Here is a 19672-nt window from a genome sequence, read left to right as displayed (position 1 = left end):
TGGGTACAAAAAAGCCATGCTAACAAAATAAGCCGGTCAGCTAAATGGCAAGGCGACGTGCCTGGCCAATAATGCGGCACCCCGCACGCCGCCGGCACCGCCGAAGGCCGGCGGCCGCACCGGCGCCGGCTTGACGCCCGCCATCAGCCAGGCCGGCAAGCGCGGGCCGAGTTCCCGGTAGAGCCAGGAGGATTCCCCGAGGCCGCCGCCGATCACCACGGCGTCCGGATCGAGCTGGGTCATCAGGATCCCCAGGCCGGCGGCGAGGATATCCAGGTACAGGGAAACACAGCGCCGGGCCGTGGCCTCCCCCTGCCGCCAGGCCTCAATCACCGCCTTGCCGGGCAGCTCTCGCCCGCTGCAATGGCCATAGAGCCGGCTCAGGCCGGTGCCGGATACATAGGTCTCGAGACAGCCCTGCAGGCCGCAGCCGCAGGCGAACAGCGGCAGCTCGGGATGGCGCCGGAGCAGCGTTGCCGGAATGCCGCCGTGGCCGAACTCGCCGCTGCCGCCGCGACGGCTGTTGACCAGGCGCCCCCGGTGGATAAGGGCGCCGCCGACCCCGGTGCCCAGGGTCAGCCCCAAGGCCAGCTCGGTCCCGGCCACCGCGCCCTGGTGATATTCGGACAACAGAAAGCAGTTGGCGTCGTTGTCCGCCTGGACCGGACGCCCCAACAGGCGCTGCAGGTCCCCGCCCAGATCACGGCCGTGGATCACCGGCACATTGGGTGCCAGCAGGCGCCCTTCCCCGTCGAGAATACCGGGAAAGCCGACGCCGACGCTGCCCACGCCCTGCCAGCGGCTGTCCGCCGCCGATACCAGGGAAGACAGCAGTCGCAGAAATGCCGGGTAATCCTGGTGCGGGGTAGGATGCAAGGCGCGCTCCCGCTCGTTCAGGGACTCATCGAAGACGGCGAATGCCACCTTGCTGCCGCCGATGTCGAAACCGTAATACATGACGCTCCCTAGCGGCGACAGGCCGGGGTCTTGCCCTGGGCCCTGGCCTGCTGGTACAGGGCCAGGGCATTGGGCATGGCTGCATTCAATTCCTGGGTCCGGGTACCGTGGGAGGGGTGGGTAGACAGCAGTTCCGGCGGTTGCTGCCCGGAGGACGCAGCCGACATATTGCGCCAGAGCGCGATGGAAGCCTGGGGATCGAAACCGGCCCTGGCCATCAGCTCCAGTCCCAGCCGATCGGCCTCGCTTTCCTGCTCGCGCCCATAGGGCAGCAGGTAGCCCACCTGTACTCCCAGGCCCAGGGCGGCCATGGCCGGCTCGCGCAGGCCGGACTGGCCCAGGGCCATGTCGGCGGCACTCAGCCCGAGGTTGCTGAGCTGGGTGCGTGATACCCGCTCGTTGCTGTGGCGGGCCAGGACATGGGCGATTTCGTGGCCGACCACGGCCGCCACTTGATCCTGATCCCTGGCCACCTTGAGCAGACCGCTGTAGACTCCGATCTTGCCGCCGGGCAAGGCGAAAGCGTTGATCTGGGGGGAGTCGAACACCACCACTTCCCATTGGTGCTGGCCGAAAACGGGCGGCAGCTCGGCCACCAGCTGGTTACTGATGCACTGCACATAGGCGGTATCGGCCCGGTTGCCACTGACCTTTTCCTGCTCCTTGATCTGGGCAAAAGACGACTCTCCCAGCCTGGCCATGTCATTCTCGGAAAACAGCAGCACCTGGCTGCGCCCGGTGGGCGACTGGGCGCAACCCAACAGGGCACCACATACTAGAAGGGCAACAATTGAACGCACGGTGACAACCTCATTTACGGACAATGGATCAGGTCCGCTCTTTTAGCACAAAGCAGGCCTGGAGGGCAGCCTGCTCGGCTCTGTCTTCAGAGGTCCTGTTCGGGGCTTACCTGGCCGGCACTCTCCATCGTCTTGTCCGACAGCAGCCAGAGGGTGAACTTGTGCAGTTCGGGATGCTGGGCCAGGGCGACCAGAAAAGCCCCTCCTACTTCCCGATAACCCAGTTCGTAATTCTTGAGGGTAGTGGGAGGTACCTGGAGCAGCTCAGCGAACTTGGGACGGCTGAGCCCCATCGCCTCGCGGATTTGCCGGATTTTTTTTCCGACCAGACTGGTGTCAGGATTCATAACCTTGCTACTCCTATCGACAATTCCCGATAACAACCGGTACAACTTTTATATTAGTTTAACACCGGTGAAGAGACTCGTTATGAACTGGTCAATCTTTGACAAAAATAATTTTAGAAAAGACTCATATAAGACCCTATCTCGGCCGCACTCTGCTCACCCGAAATGCAAAAGCTGCGACAAATTTAGCCCGGCCACCTGCCGCCCAGCTTGTGAGGCAGGTCAAAAACCGCTAATCTTGGTGTCGTGCGGGTACACTTATTGGGATATTGGAGTCCTGCCGGACAGTCCCTAAACAACTAAAATATCAAAGGACTTCCCGCACAGCACTGGTCCTGTTGACCGGTGTTACCTTTATTTCGGCACCGCCGAGTTCTCATAAAATGAGGAAGACAAAATGAAAAAGACAGTGGCTCCTTCTCTGATTGCTATCGCGCTGGCAACCGCCGGCATCTCTTCCGCCGTACAGGCCAACGACTGGTATCTGGGTGCCGGCGCCGGTTACGCCAACTATGAAGACATCGACAGCCACATCGCTGACGCCGATGAAGATGCCGAAGCGGTCACCATGTTCGGTGGTTACAACTTCAACCAGTACTTTGGCGCCGAGCTGGGCTTCAATCACTTTGGTGGTGACGCCGATGCCAAGGCACTGAACCTGTCCGCTATCGGTCGTCTGCCCCTGAACAACCAGTTTTCCGTGTTCGGCGAGCTGGGTGCCCTGGGTTGGGATGTTGACACTGCCCACGGTGACCGTGGCGTCTCCCCCCTGGCCGGCCTGGGTCTGACCTACCGCGTTTCCGATCTGGTGGATGTACAGGCCCGTTACCGCCGCATCGAGGACATGGGCGACCTGTCCAAGAACGGTTTTGAAACCGACGTCAACAACGTCATGCTGGAACTGGTGCTGCACCCGAACCGCGGCACTCCCGCCCCGGCTCCGGTCGCTCCGGTCGCTCCCCAGCCCCAGCCCGAAGTCACCTACGAAACCCGTACCGTGACCGCCGACGGCTCCATCTACTTCGCTTTCGACAAGTCCGATCTGTCCGCCGAGTCCCGCGCGACCCTGGACGAAGTCGCCCGTTTTGCCCAGCAGAACCCCGACTACCAGGTTGAACTGGCCGGTTATGCCGACCGTCTGGGTACCGCCGAGTACAACCGTCGCCTGTCCGAGCGCCGCGCCATGGCCGCCAAGGATTACCTGATCCAGCGCGGCGTGGCCGCCCAGAACATCCAGACCGCCTGGTACGGCAGCGAACTGGCCGAAGGCGTGACCGAAGCCGAGCGTCAGCGCGACCGCCGCGTGGATGCCAAGGCCCAGGCCACCATCCAGGTAGAGATCATCGAGTAATTCCTGCTCTGACGGGATTCGAAAACGGCTCCTCGGAGCCGTTTTTTATTTTTCGCATCCCCTCCCCCCATGGCATACTGAGTTTCTTTGACTTGCGGGTCCATAGCCATGCTTTGCCATTGCGACAGCCAACAGCCGTTCAGCCTCTGCTGCGAGCCCCTGCTGCGGGGCGCCCCGGCGCCGACTCCGCTGGCCCTGATGCGCTCCCGCTACAGCGCCTACCGGCTGGGCCTGGGTGACTACCTGGTGCAGAGCTGGCACCCGGATACCCTGGGCGGACTGACCGCCGGCGAACTGGCCCAAACCGGGCTGGACACCGACTGGCTGGGCCTTGCCATCGTCTTTGCCCGGGGCACCCCCGTCGACGAGGAAGGCGAGGTGGAGTTCAGGGTGCGCTACCGGGACGCCGGCCGGGTGGTGGTGCTGCACGAGCGCTCCCGCTTCCTGCGCCACCAGGGCCGCTGGGTCTATCACTCCGGCCAGTTCAACCCGCCCAAAATCGGCCCCAACCAGCCCTGCCCCTGCGACAGCGGCAAAAAATACAAACAGTGCTGTGGCCGGCGCTGACTCGACCAATTCTCATCACCCTCAACACCGACAAGACCATAATGGAACGAAAAATACTGCTGACTCATTGTCCCGACGCCAAGGGGCTGATCTCCAAGATCACCAACATCTGCTACAAGCACCAGCTCAACATTATCCGCAACGATGAATTCGTGGACTACGACAACGGCCATTTCTTCATGCGCACCGAGCTGGAAGGCATCTTCAACGATCATACCCTGCAGGCCGATCTGGACGACGCCCTGCCCCAGGGCAGCCAGCGCCGGCTGGTGCCGGCCGGCAGCAAGCGGGTGGTGATACTGGTGACCAAGGAAGCCCACTGCCTGGGCGACATTCTGATGAAGAACTATGCCGGCGCCATGAACATCGATATCGCCGCCGTGGTGGGCAACTACGACACCCTGGCCAGCCTGACCGAAAAGTTCGACATTCCCTACCACACCGTGTCCCACGAGGGGCTGAACCGGGCCGAACACGAGCAGCGGCTGGCGGACATCATCGACCGCTACCAGCCGGACTATGTGGTGCTGGCCAAATACATGCGTATCCTGAGCCCCGAGTTCGTGGCCCGCTACCGCCAGCGCCTCATCAATATCCATCACTCCTTCCTCCCCGCCTTCGTCGGCGCCAGCCCCTACCGCCAGGCCTATGAGCGCGGCGTGAAGATGATCGGCGCCACCGCCCACTTCGTGACCGACGATCTGGACGAAGGCCCCATCATCGAGCAGGACGTGACCCACGTGAACCACACCTTCTCCGCCCAGGACATGGCCAAGGCCGGCCGGGACGTGGAAAAGTCGGTGCTGAGCCGTGCGCTCAACCTGGTGCTGGAAGAAAAGGTCTTCGTCTACGGCAACAAGACGGTGGTGTTCAAGTAACGGGCCCTTCGGGGAGCTTGAAGCTGTCAGCTGTAAGTGGTGGCGGCTGAAGGTTCTCAGCTGCGCTGATTAATGAGGCGTTGTTTGCAGAATGGGTTCCGAGTCCGTCATGCTGAACTTGATTCTGTAGCGGAATAACGAAGTATTAAATCTGCAGGTACAACGCCGTACCTGCAGACAAAACAGGGCTGCTTACAGCCTGACTCTTGGTCACAAGTTTTTGTTGACTTTTGATCAAGCAAAACATCGGCCAACGCGCACAGCTCCTCCGGCACGCCGTAAACCCCTCCCTGGGGGCTCCGCCGCGCCCTCCCTAGCGCGGAGGGCCGGCGGAGCTGTGCCCTTTGTCCTCTCTATTGCCTCGCAGCCGCCTGTTGGCACCGCCTTAAGGCAGCGTCGGGGCTGGATAGAGGCAACAGGGATGGCCTCCGCCGACCGTCACCTGCCAGGGATGGCAGGTGCGAGCGTACAGGGATGTATTCACAGCGTGTCGGCGGAGCTGGCCCTGTTGCCTCTTATCTGCGTCAAATCAGACAGCCGGACTTGTGACTAAGAGTCAGGCTTACAGCTTAAAGCTGACCGCTTATCGCTGTTATTTGTGGCTCTTCTCAAAGGCCGCCTTCTGCTCGGGCGTGGCTTCCTGCTGGTATTTGGCTTTCCACTCCTCGTAGGGCATGCCGTACACCCGTTCCCGGGCCTGGTCGTAGTCCATCTCCAGACCGCGCTCTTCGGCGGCGGCCAGGTACCACTTGCTCAGGCAGTTGCGACAAAAGCCGGCCAGGTTCATCAGATCGATGTTCTGCACGTCCTTGCGCTTGTCCAGGTGCGCCAGCAGGGCGCGGAAGGCGGCGGCTTCCAGCTCGGTTTGGGTTTGCTTGTCCATTCTCTTCTCCATTGGGGTCGGTTAGTGCCATTATAACGGCATCGCCCCGCAACGACACAGGCAAGCCCATGAACCGCAGCCACTTCTTCGCCCATATGGCGCGCATGAAACTGATCCAGCGCTGGCCGCTGATGCGTAACGTCGAGCCGGAAAACGTGGCCGAACACAGCCTGCAGGTGGCCATGGTGGCCCACGCCCTGGCGGTGATCCGCAACACCCTGTTCGGCGGCGCCCTGGATCCGGCCCAGGCCGCCATGCGCGCCCTCTTCCACGACGCCAGCGAGGTGCTGACCGGCGATCTGCCCACCCCGGTGAAGTATTTCAACGAGGACATCGCCCGGGCCTACAAGGACATCGAAAAGAACGCCGAGGCCACCCTGCTGAAAATGCTGCCCGCCGAGCTGCAGGGCGCCTACGCTCCCCTGCTCAGCAGCCCGCCGGATGACGACTACGGCCAGTTGGTCAAGGCGGCGGACATCCTCTGCGCCCTGATCAAGTGCGAGGAGGAGCTGACCGCCGGCAACCGGGAGTTCGCCCCGGCCAGAAAGCGGCTCACCGCCATGCTGGAGCAACGGATGAACCAGGAGATCCGCTATTTTCTCGAGGTCTTCGTGCCCAGCTTTTCCCTGTCCCTCGACGAGATTTCGGCCCCGGAGTTCTAGCCTCCCCGGCGCTCTATCCAGAGGGTGACCTCGCCGACCCTGAAGCCCCACTTGCTCATCACGGCCCTGTTGATCAGCCGGTCTTCATCGAGCAGGTACATCCAGTCGTTGAAGTCGAGGTGCCAGACCCTGCCGTCCACCGGCACCGCCAGGGTATAACGCCAGTTGAGGGCATAACCCCGGGTCTGGCCCGAGGCGGGCCTGACCACATCGGCGGCGGTGCCGCTGTAGCGGCCGTCCGGCCCCTTTTCCAGATACCAGACCCGGCGCTGGGTTTCGCCGTCATCGTAGAAGAAGTCTTCCTCCAGCACCCCCCGGTTGCCCTCCCAGTGGCCGACCATGTCCACCTTGAAACGGCGCAACACCTTGCCCGTCCTGTCCTGCACCATGCCGTAGGCGACCAGCTCGCCCTCGAAGAAGCGGTCCAGCGCCAGGGCCGGGCTGGAGGCCTCGTAGTCGTTGATATCAGTGCTGCACGACATCAGCAGCAGGCTTACCGCCAGTATCATTGACTTCATTTCAGCTCCCCTTGAGTTTCCGGGTCAGGGCCGGATCCCGGCTGTCCGGCGACAGCCAGATGGCCAGAAAGGCGGGGGCGAAGTCCGGATCCGCTATCTCGCCCAGCAGCCGCCAGTTGAAATAGAAGCGGCTGACCCCGTCCGCCTCCACCCGCAATACCAGTTCGTCCTGCCTGCGCACCGAGGGCCAGAGCCGGCCCAGCTGTTGCGGCCATTCCGGCTTCCAGTCCACTCCCAGCCGGCGCCACTCCTCGACGGTGGCGTTCAACAAGTCTTCCTGCCTGATGTCCCGCTGGTAACGCAGGGCCAGGGCCTGGGGAAAATCACCGGGCCGGTAACGGCCATCGTCGCTGTAAAAGCGGGCCTGGTAGAGATCCCAGAACAACCAGCGCATCTTGCCTTCCCCCACCAGGGTCAGATCCGCCACCGGGCTGGCCCAGACGGGGGCCGCCAACAACATCAGTATCGATAACCACTTTTTCATCTTCAGTCACTCCTTAAACGCCGGTCCAGGCGCACCAGCAGCGGCAGCAAGGCCGCCCACACCAGCGCCAGCACCAGGGCGCTGACCCAGAAACCGAGCGGCAGTTGCACCGCTCCCAGCCGCCAGCCGGCGAGATAGGAAGAGGCCCCGGCCAGGGCGCCGGTCAGCGCCAGCAGCCAGGGGGCAAAGCCACGCAGCCAGACCAGGCTGTGGCCCAGGGTCAGCACGAAGCCGGCCCACAACAACGCCAGCCACCAGGGCGGATGGTCGAAGGCGAACACCCCGGCCCAGGCCAGGACGCCATCGACCGCCAGCCCCAACAGCGCCAGCGAGAGCACCCGGCTGTCGGCCCGGCGGCTGGGCGTGAACACGAAATGCACCAGCAGCAACAGGACGACCGGCGCCAGCCAGCGGTTCTGTCCGGCCACCGCCAACAGCCAGAAGCCCTCGAAGGCTAGCAGCTGGATCCACTGCCATCTGGACATGTCCACGCTCCCGCTTTGGCCGCCTCGAAATGCACCAGGCCGATGCTGCCCTCGCGAAATCCGCCCTCGCAATAGGCGAAGTAGAAGGCCCAGAGCCGCTGGAAGTCCTGGCCATAGCCCAGCGCCTTGAGCCGCGCCTCCGCCTGGCGGAAGCGCTCGGCCCAGATGTTCAGGGTCTCGGCATAGTGCAGGCCGTAGTCGTGCAGCCGGGTCAGCGTCATCCCGGTCTGCTCCTTCAGGTGCCGGCACATCTCGCTGACCGAAGGCAGGCAGCCGCCGGGAAAGATGTAGCGCTGGATAAAGTCCACGCTCTTGCGATACTGATCGTAGCGCTGATCGGTGATGGTGATGGCCTGGATCAGCAGGCGGCCATCGGGCTTGAGCAGCCGGTCTAGGGTACGGAAATAGCCGGGCAGGTACTGGTGTCCCACCGCCTCTATCATCTCCACCGACACCAGCTTGTCGTAGCGGCCTTGCAGATCCCGGTAGTCCTCGAGCAACAGGGTCACCCGCTCCGCCAGGCCCTCCCGCGCCACCCGCGCCCGGGCATGTTCGAGCTGGGCCCGGGACAGGGTGGTGGTGGTCACCCGGCAGCCGTAGTGCCTGGCGGCAAAGCAGGCCAGCCCGCCCCAGCCGGTGCCGATCTCCAGCAGGTGATCGGATTCCTTCAGTTCCAGCCGCTCGCAGATCAGCCTGAGCTTGTGCTCCTGGGCCTGCTCCAGGCTGGCGCCCGGCGCGGGAAACACCGCCGAGGAATACTGCATCAGGGGATCCAGGAACAGCTGGTACATGTCGTTGCCCAGATCGTAGTGGGCGGCGATATTGGCCCGGCTGCCGCTCCTGGTATTGCGGTTGCGCCGGTGCCGCAGCCGCTGCCAGGGCGCGGTAAGCCAGCCCAGGCGCCGCTCCAGCCGGTCGAGCACCTGGAGGTTGCGGGCAAACAGGCGCACCAGGGCGGTCAGATCCGGGCTGTGCCAGCCCCCCTCCACCCAGGATTCCGCCGCCCCTATGCTGCCGCCCGTCATCAGCCGGCGGTAAAAACGGGGATCGAATACCCGGATGCAGGCCTGCAACGCCGCATGGCGATCACCAAACTCGAATCTGTCCTCGCCATCCAGCACGGTCAGTCCGCCCCCTTCCAGGCCGGACAGCAGGGAAAACGCCAGCCGGCGGGCCCAGCGCTCCAGCCGACGGGGTTCCGATATGCTCAGGGTCGTTTCCATAAGGCTTCCTTCAGGGATGGGGATGATAGGGAACGCGCTTCACCAGCAGGCGCAGCGCCTGCCAGTAAATGCCGCGCACTATGGTCAGCGTCACCACCGGCCATTGCCGCAGTGCCGCCTTCAGGGCCGCGCCATCGAAAGGATGCCGGCGCAGGGCCAGGGTGGCGTCGAACAGCAGGGCCGGGTCCCGGTTCTCGATATGGATCAGTACCCGCCGGCCGGGCGGCTGGATGCACCAGTGGTACTGCATCGCCAGGCCCATAAAGGGCGAGACGTGAAACACCTTGTCGGAAGGCGCGGGCCGGGCCAGATCCACCAGGTAGCAATGGCGTTCCCGCCAGGGGGTGTTACGCACCTCCGCCAGCAGGTAGCGGGCCTGCTCGCCCCGGTAACAGAAGAAGAAGTTGACCGGACTGAAATACAGCCCGAAGCAGCGTACCTGGCCAAGCATCACCACCCGATCGAGCCCGAGGGTATCGCCGCCCAGGCCGGCCACTTCCATCAGCACCGCCTCCTTCAGCGGCACGGCCGGATCGCCCAGGTAGTCCCGGCGGCGAAAGCTCAGGGGGGCGAAGCGTTCGCAGCCGAACAGCCGGCTCTCCCGGTCGAGCCGTTCCAGCTCGTCCAGATCCAGCGCCAGCATGTAGAGGCCGTAACTGAAACCGTGCTCGCTGGGGCGGTAGCGACGGTGGCGCACCAGGCCCTGGTAGATGGCACTGTGCAGGCTCATAGCGCCTCCCCGAAGCGGGCGCAAACGTCCAGCGCGCTGCGCACCCCGTCCTCATGGAAGCCGTTGTACCAGTAGGCGCCGCAGAAATGGGTGCGGTCGCGGCCGCAGATCTCGCCGCGCCGTCCCTGGGCGCGGATGGCCTCCCGGTGGTAGACCGGATGAGCGTAGGTAAAGCGGCGCAGGATACGGGCGGGATCGATGTCCCGGCTGCGGTTAAGGGTGACGCACAGGGTCTCGGCCGCCTGCAGCCCCTGCAGTATGTTCATGTTGTAGGTCACCGAGGGCAGCGCCTCCTCGCCGCCGTCCAGCCAGTAGTTCCAACTGGCCCAGGCCCGCGGCTCCCGGGGCAGCAGCCGGGTGTCGGTGTGCAGCACCACCTCGTTGTCCCGGTAGGGCAGGCCGCCCAGCACCTGCCGCTCGGCCTCGCTGGCGTCGCTCAGCAGCCCCAGGGCCTGATCCGCATGGCAGGCGAGGATCACCTGGTCGAATGTTTCCTCCCCCGCCCGGCTGTGGATGCGCACCCCGTCCGCCTGCCGCCGGATGCCCAGCACCGGGCTGTTGAGGCGGATATCCCGGAGCGAGGCGGTCAGTGCCGGAATGTAACTGCGCGAGCCGCCCTCGATCACATACCACTGGGGCCGGTCCACCAGGTTGAGCAGGCCGTGGTGGTTGAAAAAGCGCAGGAAAAAGGCCAAGGGAAAATCCCGGCTGTCGGCCAGGGAAGACGACCAGATGGCCGCCACCATGGGCAGGATATAGTGGCCGGCGAAGAAATCGGAGAAGCCATGCCGTTGCAGGAAATCGCCCAGGCTGTGCTCGTCGTCCAGGGTGCCGGCCTTCAGCACCCGCTTGCACAGCAGGTTGAAGCGCACTATCTCGGCCAGGAAGCCATGGAAGCGCGGGCTGAGCAGGTTGCGGCGCTGGGCGAACAGGGTGTTCAGGGTATGGCCGTTGTACTCCAGCCCGGTGCCGGCCTGGTGCACGCTGAAACTCATCTCGGTGGGCCTGGCCCGCACCCCGGTCTGCGCCAGCAGTTGCCGGAAGCGGGGGTAGGTTCTGTCGTTGAACACGATAAAGCCGGTGTCCACCGCATGCCGGCGGCCGCCCAGCTCCACGTCCACGGTGGCGGTGTGGCCGCCCAGGTAGTCGTTGGCCTCGAACAGGGTGATCTCATGGCGCCGGCCCAGCAGCCAGGCGCAGGTCAGGCCGGAAATGCCACTGCCGATGATGGCCATCTTGCTCATGTCGTGCTCCTCGGGGTTCGGCGTGCCAGCCGCAGCCAGAGTCCGCGCGGCAGCCAGGACAGCAGGCGCAGGGCCTGCACAAAGAAAAAGGGAAAACCGATCTCGGCCCGTCCCCGGGCCAGGCCGCGACGGATGGCGCGGCTCGCCTGCCCCACCTCGATGCGTCCGGGCATGGGAAAGTCGTTCTTGCGGGTCAGGGGGGTGTCGACGAAGCCGGGGCGGATCAGACTCACCCCTATCCGGTGGGGAGCCAGATCCAGGGCCAGGCTGCGGGCCAGGTAATCCAGCCCCGCCTTGGAGGCGCCGTAGGCCTCGGCCCGGGTCAGGGGCAGCCAGGTGACCGAGGAACTCATCAGGGCCAGCCGGCCGCCCGGCTTGATCCGTGCCAGCAAGGGCGCCAGGCAGTTGGCGGTGCCGATGAGGTTGGTGCGGATCACCCGCTCGAACAGGGAGGCATCGAAATGCAGGGCATCGTCGATGTACTCGCAGCCGCCGGCGTTGAGGATGACCAGATCCAGTTCGTCCTGGGCGGACAGCACCCGCGCCGCCTGCTCCCGGTTTTCCATGTCGAACAGGCACAGCTCGGCCTCGACGCCTTCCAGGGCCTGCTCCAGCCGGCTCCGGTCCCGGCCACAGGCCAGCACCCGCCAGCCGTCGGCGGCATAGTCCCGGGCCAGTTGCAGGCCGATGCCGGAGCCGGCCCCGGTGATAAGTACGCGTTTCATGAGGCCAGCCTCCGCTTGAGGGCGCGGATCAGCGCGCCCAGCACCGGCACCTGCTCGTAGAGCAGGGCACCGAGATCGAAATAGTCCCTGTGGTAATGCACCCGCTCGCCGAAGCGCAGGTGGCTGACCCCGGGCACCTGCACGGCCCGGCCGCCGTTCAGCCGGGGGTGGCTGAAGACCATCTGCCAGCGCACGAAGGCCTCGCCCTGCTGTTCCATCACCTGTTCGATGTCGAACCGGCATTGGCCGACATGGGTAAAGAGCCCGGCGAAATAATCGACCAGGGCCTCCAGGCCGTGGAGATCGTGGGCCGGATCGCAAAAATGCACCTCCTCGGCGTAGACCTGACGCAGGCCCGCCAGCCCGTCCGGGCCGAGCCGCCGATACAGCTCGCAGAAGGCGGACAGGGCCGGGCTCATGGCGCCTCCCGCTCTTTGAGGGCATCGAACATGGCGATGGCCCGCAGCCGGGCCTGGCCGTGATCCACCACCGGCGGCGGATAGCCATGGCCGGGGTGGTGCCGCGCCAGCCAGTCATGGGGCGCGTGGATGGCGGCGGCGGGCACCTCGGCCAGCTCCGGCACCCAGCGGCGGATAAAGTCGCCGTCCGGGTCGAAACGCTCGCCCTGGGTGGTGGGGTTGAACACCCGGAAATAGGGGGCGGCATCGGCACCGGTGCCCGCCGCCCACTGCCAGCCGCCGTTGTTGGCGGCCAGCTCGCCGTCGATCAGCCGGGACATGAACCAGGCCTCGCCCCAGCGCCAGTCGATGTGCAGATCCTTGGTGAGGAAGCTCGCCACTATCATCCGCAGCCGGTTGTGCATCCAGCCGGTGTCGTGCAGGCAGCGCATGGCGGCGTCCACGATGGGGTAGCCGGTCTGGCCCCGGCACCAGAGCCCGAACCGCTGTTCGTCGTTGTCCCACCGCAGGGCCTCGGTTTCCGGCTTGAAGGCCCGGTGCATGGACAGGGCGGGAAAGACCACCAGCAAATGCCGGTAGAACTCGCGCCAGATCAGCTCGTTTAGCCAGCTGAAGCCCCGCTCGCCCCGGCTCAGGGGCAGGGAGCCCAGCTCCGCCTCGATGGCGGCCAGGCACTGGTTGGGAGACAGCACCCCCAAGGCCAGGTAGGGCGACAGGCTGCTGGTGGCCGCCAGGGCCGGATAGTCGCGCCGCTCGCCATAATGGCGCAGCTGCTCCCGGCAAAAGGCGGTGAGCCGGCGGGAAGCGGCCGCCTCCCCCGCCGGCCAGGCCTCGCTGGCAACGAGTTCGCCCTCCAGCTGGATGGGGGCCGGGGGCAGCGCCTCTCCCTGGCGGGGCGGTGCCGGCAGCAGCCGGTAGCCGCTGCCGCGCAACCGCCCCAGCCAGGCCTTGGCAAAGGGGGTGAACACCCGGTACATGTCGCCGCCCCGGGTGGTCAGGCTGCCGTGGCTGACCACACAGTCGCCGTTGAACACCCGGCAGGGGAAGCCCAGGGCCTGCTGTACCGCCTGGTCGCGCCGGCGCTCGTTGATGCCGATGTCCCGGTTGGCGTAGAGGGCATCAATGCCCCGGGCGGCGCTCCACTCGGCCAGCAGCGCCGGTACCTGGTCGAAGCGGTCGGTGCGCAGCAAGGTAAAGGGAATACCGAGCACCGCCAGCCCCTCGGCCAGCTGCTGCAGGTTGCGGCGCAGAAAGTCCCGCTGGATGGGAGCGTTGCCATGCCGGCGCCACTGCTCCGGGCAGTCCACATAGACCGCCTCCACCCGGGCGCCACCCGCCGTCGCCTCGTACAGGGCCGGGTTGTCGGCCAGCCGCAGATCAGTTCTGAACCAGACCAAATGCCGCATCATGCTTCCTCACAATGTCACTCAGGCTCGCGGCATAGGGCCGCGCCAGCCAGCCCTGTTGCCGGTAAAGCTCCCCCAGCTCACCCACGAAAAAACACGCCTCAGGCAGGTGCGCCTGGGCCTCCCGGAACCAGCCCTGGGTCAGGCCGGCCCCGAGCAGCACCACCAGCACCGGGCTCTTCAGCCGCTCCATGGCCAGGGGCAGGGCCTGGGCATCGAGCACGCCCAGATCCAGGCTGCGGCATTCCAGCCCCTGCAGCTCGAACTGGGCCAGGGCAGCGTGCAGCTCCCCCACCTGCCCGGCCCGGGCCAGGGCTATGCGCGGCCCGGTCTTGATGGTCAGCAACTGGTAGCAGAGCCGCAGCAGCAGGGCACGGGCACTCTGCTCGATAAGGCCGGCGTCCGGACGCGCCTGGCCGGCCAGGGTCTGCAACCAGGGGTCTATCACCCGGCGCAGCAGCAGCTCCGCCGGATAGAGGCTGGTCAGCTCGACCAGCTCGGCCTCCAGCCGGCCCAGGTTGAGCTCCTGGGCGGCGGCCAGCAACCGGGCCTGGGCCTGCTCCCAGTTGGAGCCTTCCGCCACCGGCGCCGGGCTGGCCAGCAGCCCCTTGACCTGGCCGATGCTGACGCCCTGCTCCAGCCAGTGCAGGATCTGGCGGATCAGGGCGATGTCGTCCTCGGAATAGAGCCGGTGGCCCTTGTCGGTGCGCGCCGGCTTGAGCAGGCCGTAACGGCGTTGCCAGGCGCGCAGGGTAACGGGGTTGATGCCGGTGAGGCGGGACACCTCCCGGATCGGATACTTGGGATCAGATGCCATAGCGCAGCCGCAATGCCTCCGGATGGGGGTTGAGATAGACCTGCTGGCGCAGGTAGTCGTTGGGATGTTCTTCCAGGTAGTGGCGGAACAGGGTGATGGGCGCCAGCAGGGGCAACTCGCCCTCCCGGTACTGATGGATGGTGCGGGCCAGCGCCTGGCGCTGGCGGGAGTTGAGCTGATGCTTGAAATAGCCCTGCAGGTGCTGCAGCACATTGGTGTGCCCGCGCCGGCTGGCCCGCCGGGCCAGGGCCGTCATCATGCCGGCGATGTAGGCGTCGGCCTTCTGCCCGACCCCGCCGGACAGATCCGACAGCAACAGCCCCAGGGCCTGGTAGCTGTCGCGGTGGTGGGCCATCAGCAGGTACTTGTAACGGCTGTGAAAGGCGATCAGCCGCGACGGCGTCAGCCCCCGGTGCAGCAGGCACTGCCAGTCGTGAAAGGCGTAGATGCGGGTCACGAAGTTTTCCCGCAGCACGGGATCCTGGAGCCGGCCGTCTTCCTCCAGGGGCAGCAAGGGCAGGGCCCGCATCAGCTCGGCGGCATAGAGGCCGATGCCTTCCTTGGCGTTGCCCTTGCCGCTGTCGTGGTAGACCCGTACCCGCTCCATGCCGCAGCTGGGCGACTTGGCGCAGAGGATGTAGCCGCTCACTCCCCCGAGCCGGACGGCCATGTCGCGGCCGTAGGCCTGCAGCCGCTCGGTCAGATCCTCCCCCCGGGCGGTCAGGGCCCGCACCTCTCCCGCCTGGTTGACCAGGCGGATACTGGGCCTGGGCGCACCCAGGCCGATGGCCATTTCCGGACAGAGGGGCACGAACTCGACGAAACGGGCCAGCTCTTCGGTGCAGAAGTCGGAACGCTTGTGGCCGCCGTCGAAACGCACCTGCTGCCCGACCAGGCAGCCGCTGACGCCGATCCGGATCACGCCGGGGTCAAACTTGTACATAAATATCTCTCTTGTACAACCATGCCTATACCATAGCGGTAGTTGTACAAAACGATCAAGCATGTACAAGAAAAATTTCGGCCAGGACCGGAAACGCAAAAACCCGGGCCGGGCCCGGGTTTTTGGAAAACAGCATCAAGAAGCCAGGCTCAGTTCAGCTTCTGGCGGATGATCTCGGTCTCGTCGCGGAACTGGCGGCGCAGCTCGGACTTGCTCTTCATCACCAGCTCGCCCCCCTTGCCGATGGTCATGTGCTCGGGGTTGTCGTTGTGCATCGCCTGCCAGGCCAGCACCGCCTGCATGGTGGTGTCCTTCTGCTCTGGGCTCAGCACCGAGCCGTCGGGCCATTTGCCGAGCTCCACCGCCGTCTTCAGGCGTTCATAGACTTCCCTCGGCATGGCGGCGATGGCTTGCTGAAAAGATGACATGGGCATTTCTCCTCTGTTGGCGGCCTTCACTCTACCACCACAAATACAAAAGGGGCAGCCGCTGGCCGCCCCTTGTTCAACGATGTTGCCTGCCAGCCGCCGATCAGGCGGGCAGATCCATCAGTTCGATACCGGCCATCTTCTGCATCACGCGTACCACCTGGCAGCTGTAGCCGAACTCGTTGTCGTACCAGACGTAGAGCACGGCACGATCACCCTCGACGATGGTCGCCAGGGAGTCGACGATGCCGGCGAAGCGGGAGCCGACCATGTCGCTGGACACCAGCTCGCTGCTGGTGCTGAAGTCGATCTGGTTGTGCAGGGGCGAGTCCAGGGACACCTGACGCAGGTAGTCGTTCAGTTCCTCGACCGTGGTGGCCTTTTCCAGGTTCAGGTTCAGCACCGCCATGGACACGTTGGGGGTGGGCACCCGGATGGCGTTGCCGGTCAGCTTGCCTTTCAGTTCGGGCAGCGCCTTGGCCACCGCCTTGGCGGCGCCGGTGCTGGTCAGCACCATGTTCAGCGCCGCGCTGCGGCCGCGACGGTCACCCTTGTGGTAGTTGTCGATCAGGTTCTGGTCGTTGGTGTAGGAGTGCACGGTTTCCACGTGGCCGTTCTTCACGCCGTAGGCGTCGTTCACCGCCTTCAGTACCGGGGTGATGGCGTTGGTGGTGCAGGAGGCGGCGGACATGATGCGGTCATCCGCTTCGATCATGCTGTCGTTCACCCCGAACACGATGTTCTTGATATCGCCCTTGCCCGGCGCGGTCAGCAGCACCTTGGCGGCACCCTTGGCCTTGAGGTGCAGGCCCAGGCCGGCCTCGTCGCGCCACTTGCCGGTGTTGTCGACCACCAGGGCATCGTGGATGCCGTACTGGGTGTAGTCGATCTCCTCCGGGCTGTTGGCGTAGATCACCTGGATGTAGGTGCCGTTGGCGATAATGGCGTTGTTTTCGGCATCCACTTCGATGGAACCGTTGAAAGGACCGTGCACGGAATCACGGCGCAGCAGGCTGGCGCGTTTTTCCAGATCGTCGCCGGAGCCACGCACCACGATGCCGCGCAGGCGCAGGCCGTTGTTGCTGCCGGCACGCTCGATCAGCAGGCGGGCCAGCAGGCGGCCGATGCGGCCAAAGCCGTACAGCACCACGTCGGTGGGCTTGGCGTTATGCTCGGCCCCGAGGGCCGGTGCCAGTTCGCGCTGCAGGAAATCGGCCAGGCCGGACTCGTCCTGGTGATCTTTCCAGTAACGCACCGCCAGCTTGCCCAGGTCGATGCTGGCCGGGGCCAGATCCAGCTCGCTCAGGGCCTTGAGCACCGGATAGCTCTGGGCAACAGGCAGCACCTGGCCTTCGTGGCGACGCACCACACGGTGAGCCTTGAGAATGTCAATGGTAGAGGCGTTCAGCAGGGGGCGGGCATAGACGCAGGTCTCGACGCCCTGGTTGCGGTACAGTTTGCCGATCAGGGGCTGCATGGACTCTGCCAGTTCCTGGCTCTGTTGCCAGGCGGACAGGTAACTCTCGTGGGTCATCGACCAGATCCTTTTAATTCACGTAACCGTCGTTAGTATCGGATAGCGGGCAAAAAACATGCCCCGCTCGCTTTATTTAAGCGCGCCCATTTTAGTGGATAGGGGGTATGATTACCAGACTAAGGACAGCCACAAAGAGCTTCAAATGAATATCAAAACACCCTTTGTAATGCTTCTTCCCCTCCTCTTTTTGGCAGGTTGTGAGCAAGATCGCATCAAGACCCTTTGCGATTCCAACCCCAGCCTTTGTGCGGATCTACATGTGGACAGCTGGTGTAAATTTGAACGCTCCGATCTTATCAGGGCCCGTCGCCAGTATTCGATCAGCCCCGATGATGCCAGCGCCTATTCTCTTATGGTCGAGCTGGACCGCTACCACGACTGCCTGGAACCCCTGCTGGGCATCGAGTATACCAAGCGCAAGGAACGCAAGAACGACAAGCTGGATGCCGTGATCAAGGCCAGGGAGGATCTCCGGCAGCTAGAGCAGGAAACCCGCACTTCCGATTATCCCTACCTGCAGCTCTGGCACTGGCAGCGGCATGGAGATCACCAGGCCAGGATCGGGTTTCTCAACCAGGCCGGCAACCCGCTCATGCAGCAGCCCGAGCTGCAAAAAGCGCTGGCCGAGCTCCTGGCTCCCCGGGACAAGCAGGCTGCCGAGCAAGCCCTGCACCAGGCGCTGGGGCTCTATCCGGCTGGTGCAACCATAGATACCGGCATTATCGCCAACCTGATCAACCTCTACATCAGCGGCAAACGTTACAGCGACGCCTGGGTCTGGGCCCGGGTACTGGTATCTCTGGACCAGCAGGCAGGCGTCAACCTGAACCGGATGGATGCTTATGCCCGCTTCGATGAACAGCAGCAACAGGACATGCAGCAGCAGGCCGACCATATCGTGCAGCGGCTGAAAAATGGCACTTATCTCCAAAGATAAAACCACAGATCCACTTCTATACTGACTTCATGGCCGGATACAGCCAATCCCTGTACCCGGCCCGCTGCAGCCCTCATTCAAAAATGGCGTGGTCACGGTATTTTTTCCGTGCACAAACGAAATAAAATTTCAGTAAATCATGATCCAGCACAAAACCGCCGAGGTTTTGGGTTGACGCCGCGTCTTTTTTTTGTAATTTTACAACCAATAGATTTTTTCATAACGTAATTCTTCACAACTTAAAGAGTCAGGTGAACTTATGACTATCAAAGTAGGTATCAACGGTTTCGGTCGCATCGGCCGCTTCGTGTTCCGTGCAGCTTGCGAGCGTGATGACATCGAGGTGGTGGCCATCAACGATCTGCTGGATCCGGAATACATGGCGTACATGCTGAAGTACGACTCCACCCACGGCCGTTTCAAGGGCACCGTGGCCGTTGAAGGTGGCCAGCTGATCGTCAACGGCAAGGCCATCCGCGTGACCGCCGAACGCGATCCCGCCGCCCTGAAATGGGACGAAGTGGGCGTGGACGTGGTGGCCGAAGCCACCGGTATCTTCCTGACCGACGACACCGCCCGCAAGCACATCCAGGCCGGTGCCAAGAAGGTGGTACTGACCGGTCCGTCCAAGGACGACACCCCCATGTTCGTGATGGGCGTGAACCACGATGCCTACGCCGGCCAGGACATCGTGTCCAACGCCTCCTGCACCACCAACTGCCTGGCGCCCCTGGCCAAGGTCATCAACGACAAGTTCGGCATCGTCGAAGGCCTGATGACCACGGTGCACGCCACCACCGCCACCCAGAAGACCGTGGACGGCCCCTCCGCCAAAGACTGGCGCGGCGGCCGCGGTGCCGGCCAGAACATCATCCCCTCCTCCACCGGTGCCGCCAAGGCCGTGGGCAAGGTGATCCCCGAGCTGAACGGCAAGCTGACCGGCATGGCCTTCCGTGTCCCCACCCCGGACGTGTCCGTGGTTGACCTGACCGTACGCCTGGAGAAGGCCGCTTCCTACGCCGACATCTGCGCCGCCGTCAAGGCCGCCGCCGAAGGCGAACTGAAGGGCATCCTGGCCTATACCGAGGACGATGTGGTCTCCAACGACTTCATCGGCGAAGTGTGCACTTCCGTGTTCGACGCCAAGGCCGGTATCGCCCTGAACGACAACTTCGTCAAGCTGGTATCCTGGTACGACAACGAGATCGGCTACTCCAACAAGGTGCTGGATCTGGTCGCCCATATCTCCAAGTAACATTCGGGGATATAACCCGTTAATATTAAAAGCGGCCTTCTGGCCGCTTTTTCGTTTTTATCGACGAGTACCATCC

The 19672-nt window shown here is 64.1% G+C and carries 23 protein-coding genes; 6 read left to right on the top strand and 17 right to left on the bottom strand.

Going from position 1 to position 19672, the window contains the following annotated elements:
* Window positions 1-36: 36 nt before the first annotated feature.
* The 3 genes from CGX12_RS01045 to CGX12_RS01035 all read right to left on the bottom strand — a co-directional run bounded on the left by CGX12_RS01045 (window position 37) and on the right by CGX12_RS01035 (window position 2104).
* Window positions 37-957 carry an ROK family protein gene (locus CGX12_RS01045; protein ID WP_094038037.1) on the bottom strand — a complete coding sequence of 307 codons (921 nt, stop codon included), beginning with the start codon at window positions 955-957 and terminating at the stop codon, window positions 37-39.
* Window positions 958-965: 8 nt separating this feature from the next.
* Window positions 966-1757 (bottom strand): M48 family metallopeptidase, encoded by a 792-nt coding sequence (locus tag CGX12_RS01040; protein WP_232513391.1) that lies wholly within the window; start codon window positions 1755-1757, stop codon window positions 966-968.
* A gap of 86 nt (window positions 1758-1843) precedes the next feature.
* The gene (locus tag CGX12_RS01035) at window positions 1844-2104 is read right to left on the bottom strand and encodes a helix-turn-helix domain-containing protein (RefSeq protein ID WP_094038036.1); all 261 of its coding nucleotides are present in this window, start codon (window positions 2102-2104) and stop codon (window positions 1844-1846) included.
* A 397-nt stretch (window positions 2105-2501) separates the two neighbouring features.
* Between CGX12_RS01035 and CGX12_RS01030 the strand changes: the two genes are divergently transcribed.
* The 3 genes from CGX12_RS01030 to purU all read left to right on the top strand — a co-directional run bounded on the left by CGX12_RS01030 (window position 2502) and on the right by purU (window position 4900).
* On the top strand, window positions 2502-3455 hold the full coding sequence (locus tag CGX12_RS01030) for an OmpA family protein (RefSeq protein ID WP_094038035.1): 954 nt from the start codon (window positions 2502-2504) through the stop codon (window positions 3453-3455).
* 108 nt (window positions 3456-3563) lie between these two features.
* The gene (locus CGX12_RS01025) at window positions 3564-4022 is read left to right on the top strand and encodes a YchJ family protein (RefSeq protein WP_094038034.1); all 459 of its coding nucleotides are present in this window, start codon (window positions 3564-3566) and stop codon (window positions 4020-4022) included.
* 41 nt (window positions 4023-4063) lie between these two features.
* Window positions 4064-4900 carry a formyltetrahydrofolate deformylase gene (gene purU, locus CGX12_RS01020; RefSeq protein ID WP_094038033.1) on the top strand — a complete coding sequence of 279 codons (837 nt, stop codon included), beginning with the start codon at window positions 4064-4066 and terminating at the stop codon, window positions 4898-4900.
* Between the two features lie 592 nt (window positions 4901-5492).
* Here the strand turns inward: purU and CGX12_RS01015 are convergent.
* Complete coding sequence (locus CGX12_RS01015) at window positions 5493-5783, bottom strand: DUF1244 domain-containing protein (RefSeq protein WP_094038032.1); 291 nt, start codon at window positions 5781-5783, stop codon at window positions 5493-5495.
* Between the two features lie 68 nt (window positions 5784-5851).
* Here CGX12_RS01015 and yfbR point away from each other — a divergent pair, with 68 nt between their 5' ends.
* Window positions 5852-6445 carry a 5'-deoxynucleotidase gene (yfbR, locus tag CGX12_RS01010; protein ID WP_094038031.1) on the top strand — a complete coding sequence of 198 codons (594 nt, stop codon included), beginning with the start codon at window positions 5852-5854 and terminating at the stop codon, window positions 6443-6445.
* Here the strand turns inward: yfbR and CGX12_RS01005 are convergent.
* From CGX12_RS01005 to CGX12_RS00945, 13 genes are all read right to left on the bottom strand, one after another.
* Window positions 6442-6963, bottom strand: a complete 522-nt coding sequence (locus CGX12_RS01005) for a DUF3833 domain-containing protein (RefSeq protein WP_094038030.1) — start codon at window positions 6961-6963, stop codon at window positions 6442-6444. The genes yfbR and CGX12_RS01005 overlap by 4 nt on opposite strands.
* A 1-nt stretch (window position 6964) precedes the next feature.
* A complete protein-coding gene (locus CGX12_RS01000) occupies window positions 6965-7447 on the bottom strand; it encodes a chalcone isomerase family protein (RefSeq protein ID WP_094038029.1) in 483 nt (160 codons plus the stop codon).
* Between the two features lie 2 nt (window positions 7448-7449).
* Entirely contained in the window at window positions 7450-7932 is a 483-nt protein-coding gene (locus tag CGX12_RS00995; protein ID WP_094038028.1) for a DUF2878 domain-containing protein, read from the bottom strand.
* Entirely contained in the window at window positions 7902-9155 is a 1254-nt protein-coding gene (locus CGX12_RS00990) for an SAM-dependent methyltransferase (protein WP_094038027.1), read from the bottom strand. The genes CGX12_RS00995 and CGX12_RS00990 overlap by 31 nt, the downstream gene beginning before the upstream one ends.
* Before the next feature lie 10 nt (window positions 9156-9165).
* The gene (locus tag CGX12_RS00985) at window positions 9166-9885 is read right to left on the bottom strand and encodes a DUF1365 domain-containing protein (RefSeq protein ID WP_094038026.1); all 720 of its coding nucleotides are present in this window, start codon (window positions 9883-9885) and stop codon (window positions 9166-9168) included.
* Window positions 9882-11129, bottom strand: a complete 1248-nt coding sequence (locus tag CGX12_RS00980; protein WP_094038025.1) for an NAD(P)/FAD-dependent oxidoreductase — start codon at window positions 11127-11129, stop codon at window positions 9882-9884. The genes CGX12_RS00985 and CGX12_RS00980 overlap by 4 nt, the downstream gene beginning before the upstream one ends.
* Window positions 11126-11854 carry an SDR family NAD(P)-dependent oxidoreductase gene (locus CGX12_RS00975; RefSeq protein ID WP_094038024.1) on the bottom strand — a complete coding sequence of 243 codons (729 nt, stop codon included), beginning with the start codon at window positions 11852-11854 and terminating at the stop codon, window positions 11126-11128. The genes CGX12_RS00980 and CGX12_RS00975 overlap by 4 nt, the downstream gene beginning before the upstream one ends.
* The gene (locus tag CGX12_RS00970) at window positions 11851-12273 is read right to left on the bottom strand and encodes a nuclear transport factor 2 family protein (protein WP_094038023.1); all 423 of its coding nucleotides are present in this window, start codon (window positions 12271-12273) and stop codon (window positions 11851-11853) included. Before CGX12_RS00970 ends, CGX12_RS00975 begins: the two co-directional genes overlap by 4 nt.
* Complete coding sequence (phrB, locus tag CGX12_RS00965) at window positions 12270-13679, bottom strand: deoxyribodipyrimidine photo-lyase (RefSeq protein WP_094038022.1); 1410 nt, start codon at window positions 13677-13679, stop codon at window positions 12270-12272. The genes CGX12_RS00970 and phrB overlap by 4 nt, the downstream gene beginning before the upstream one ends.
* Complete coding sequence (locus CGX12_RS00960) at window positions 13651-14496, bottom strand: MerR family transcriptional regulator (protein ID WP_094038021.1); 846 nt, start codon at window positions 14494-14496, stop codon at window positions 13651-13653. Before CGX12_RS00960 ends, phrB begins: the two co-directional genes overlap by 29 nt.
* A complete protein-coding gene (locus CGX12_RS00955) occupies window positions 14486-15439 on the bottom strand; it encodes a YbgA family protein (RefSeq protein WP_094038020.1) in 954 nt (317 codons plus the stop codon). Before CGX12_RS00955 ends, CGX12_RS00960 begins: the two co-directional genes overlap by 11 nt.
* Before the next feature lie 149 nt (window positions 15440-15588).
* Complete coding sequence (locus CGX12_RS00950) at window positions 15589-15867, bottom strand: YeaC family protein (protein ID WP_094038019.1); 279 nt, start codon at window positions 15865-15867, stop codon at window positions 15589-15591.
* 103 nt (window positions 15868-15970) lie between these two features.
* Window positions 15971-17401 (bottom strand): glyceraldehyde-3-phosphate dehydrogenase, encoded by a 1431-nt coding sequence (locus tag CGX12_RS00945; protein WP_094038018.1) that lies wholly within the window; start codon window positions 17399-17401, stop codon window positions 15971-15973.
* Window positions 17402-17459: 58 nt separating this feature from the next.
* Here CGX12_RS00945 and CGX12_RS00940 point away from each other — a divergent pair, with 58 nt between their 5' ends.
* Window positions 17460-18341 (top strand): DUF2989 domain-containing protein, encoded by an 882-nt coding sequence (locus tag CGX12_RS00940; protein WP_094038017.1) that lies wholly within the window; start codon window positions 17460-17462, stop codon window positions 18339-18341.
* 259 nt (window positions 18342-18600) lie between these two features.
* Window positions 18601-19596, top strand: a complete 996-nt coding sequence (gene gapA, locus CGX12_RS00935) for a glyceraldehyde-3-phosphate dehydrogenase (protein WP_094038016.1) — start codon at window positions 18601-18603, stop codon at window positions 19594-19596.
* Window positions 19597-19672 lie beyond the last annotated feature (76 nt).

Source organism: Zobellella denitrificans (assembly GCF_002237365.1).
GTDB classification, from domain to species: domain Bacteria; phylum Pseudomonadota; class Gammaproteobacteria; order Enterobacterales; family Aeromonadaceae; genus Oceanimonas; species Oceanimonas denitrificans.
The sequence above is the reverse complement of the archived record's forward strand: the minus strand, read 5'-3'. Positions and strand labels throughout refer to the sequence as shown.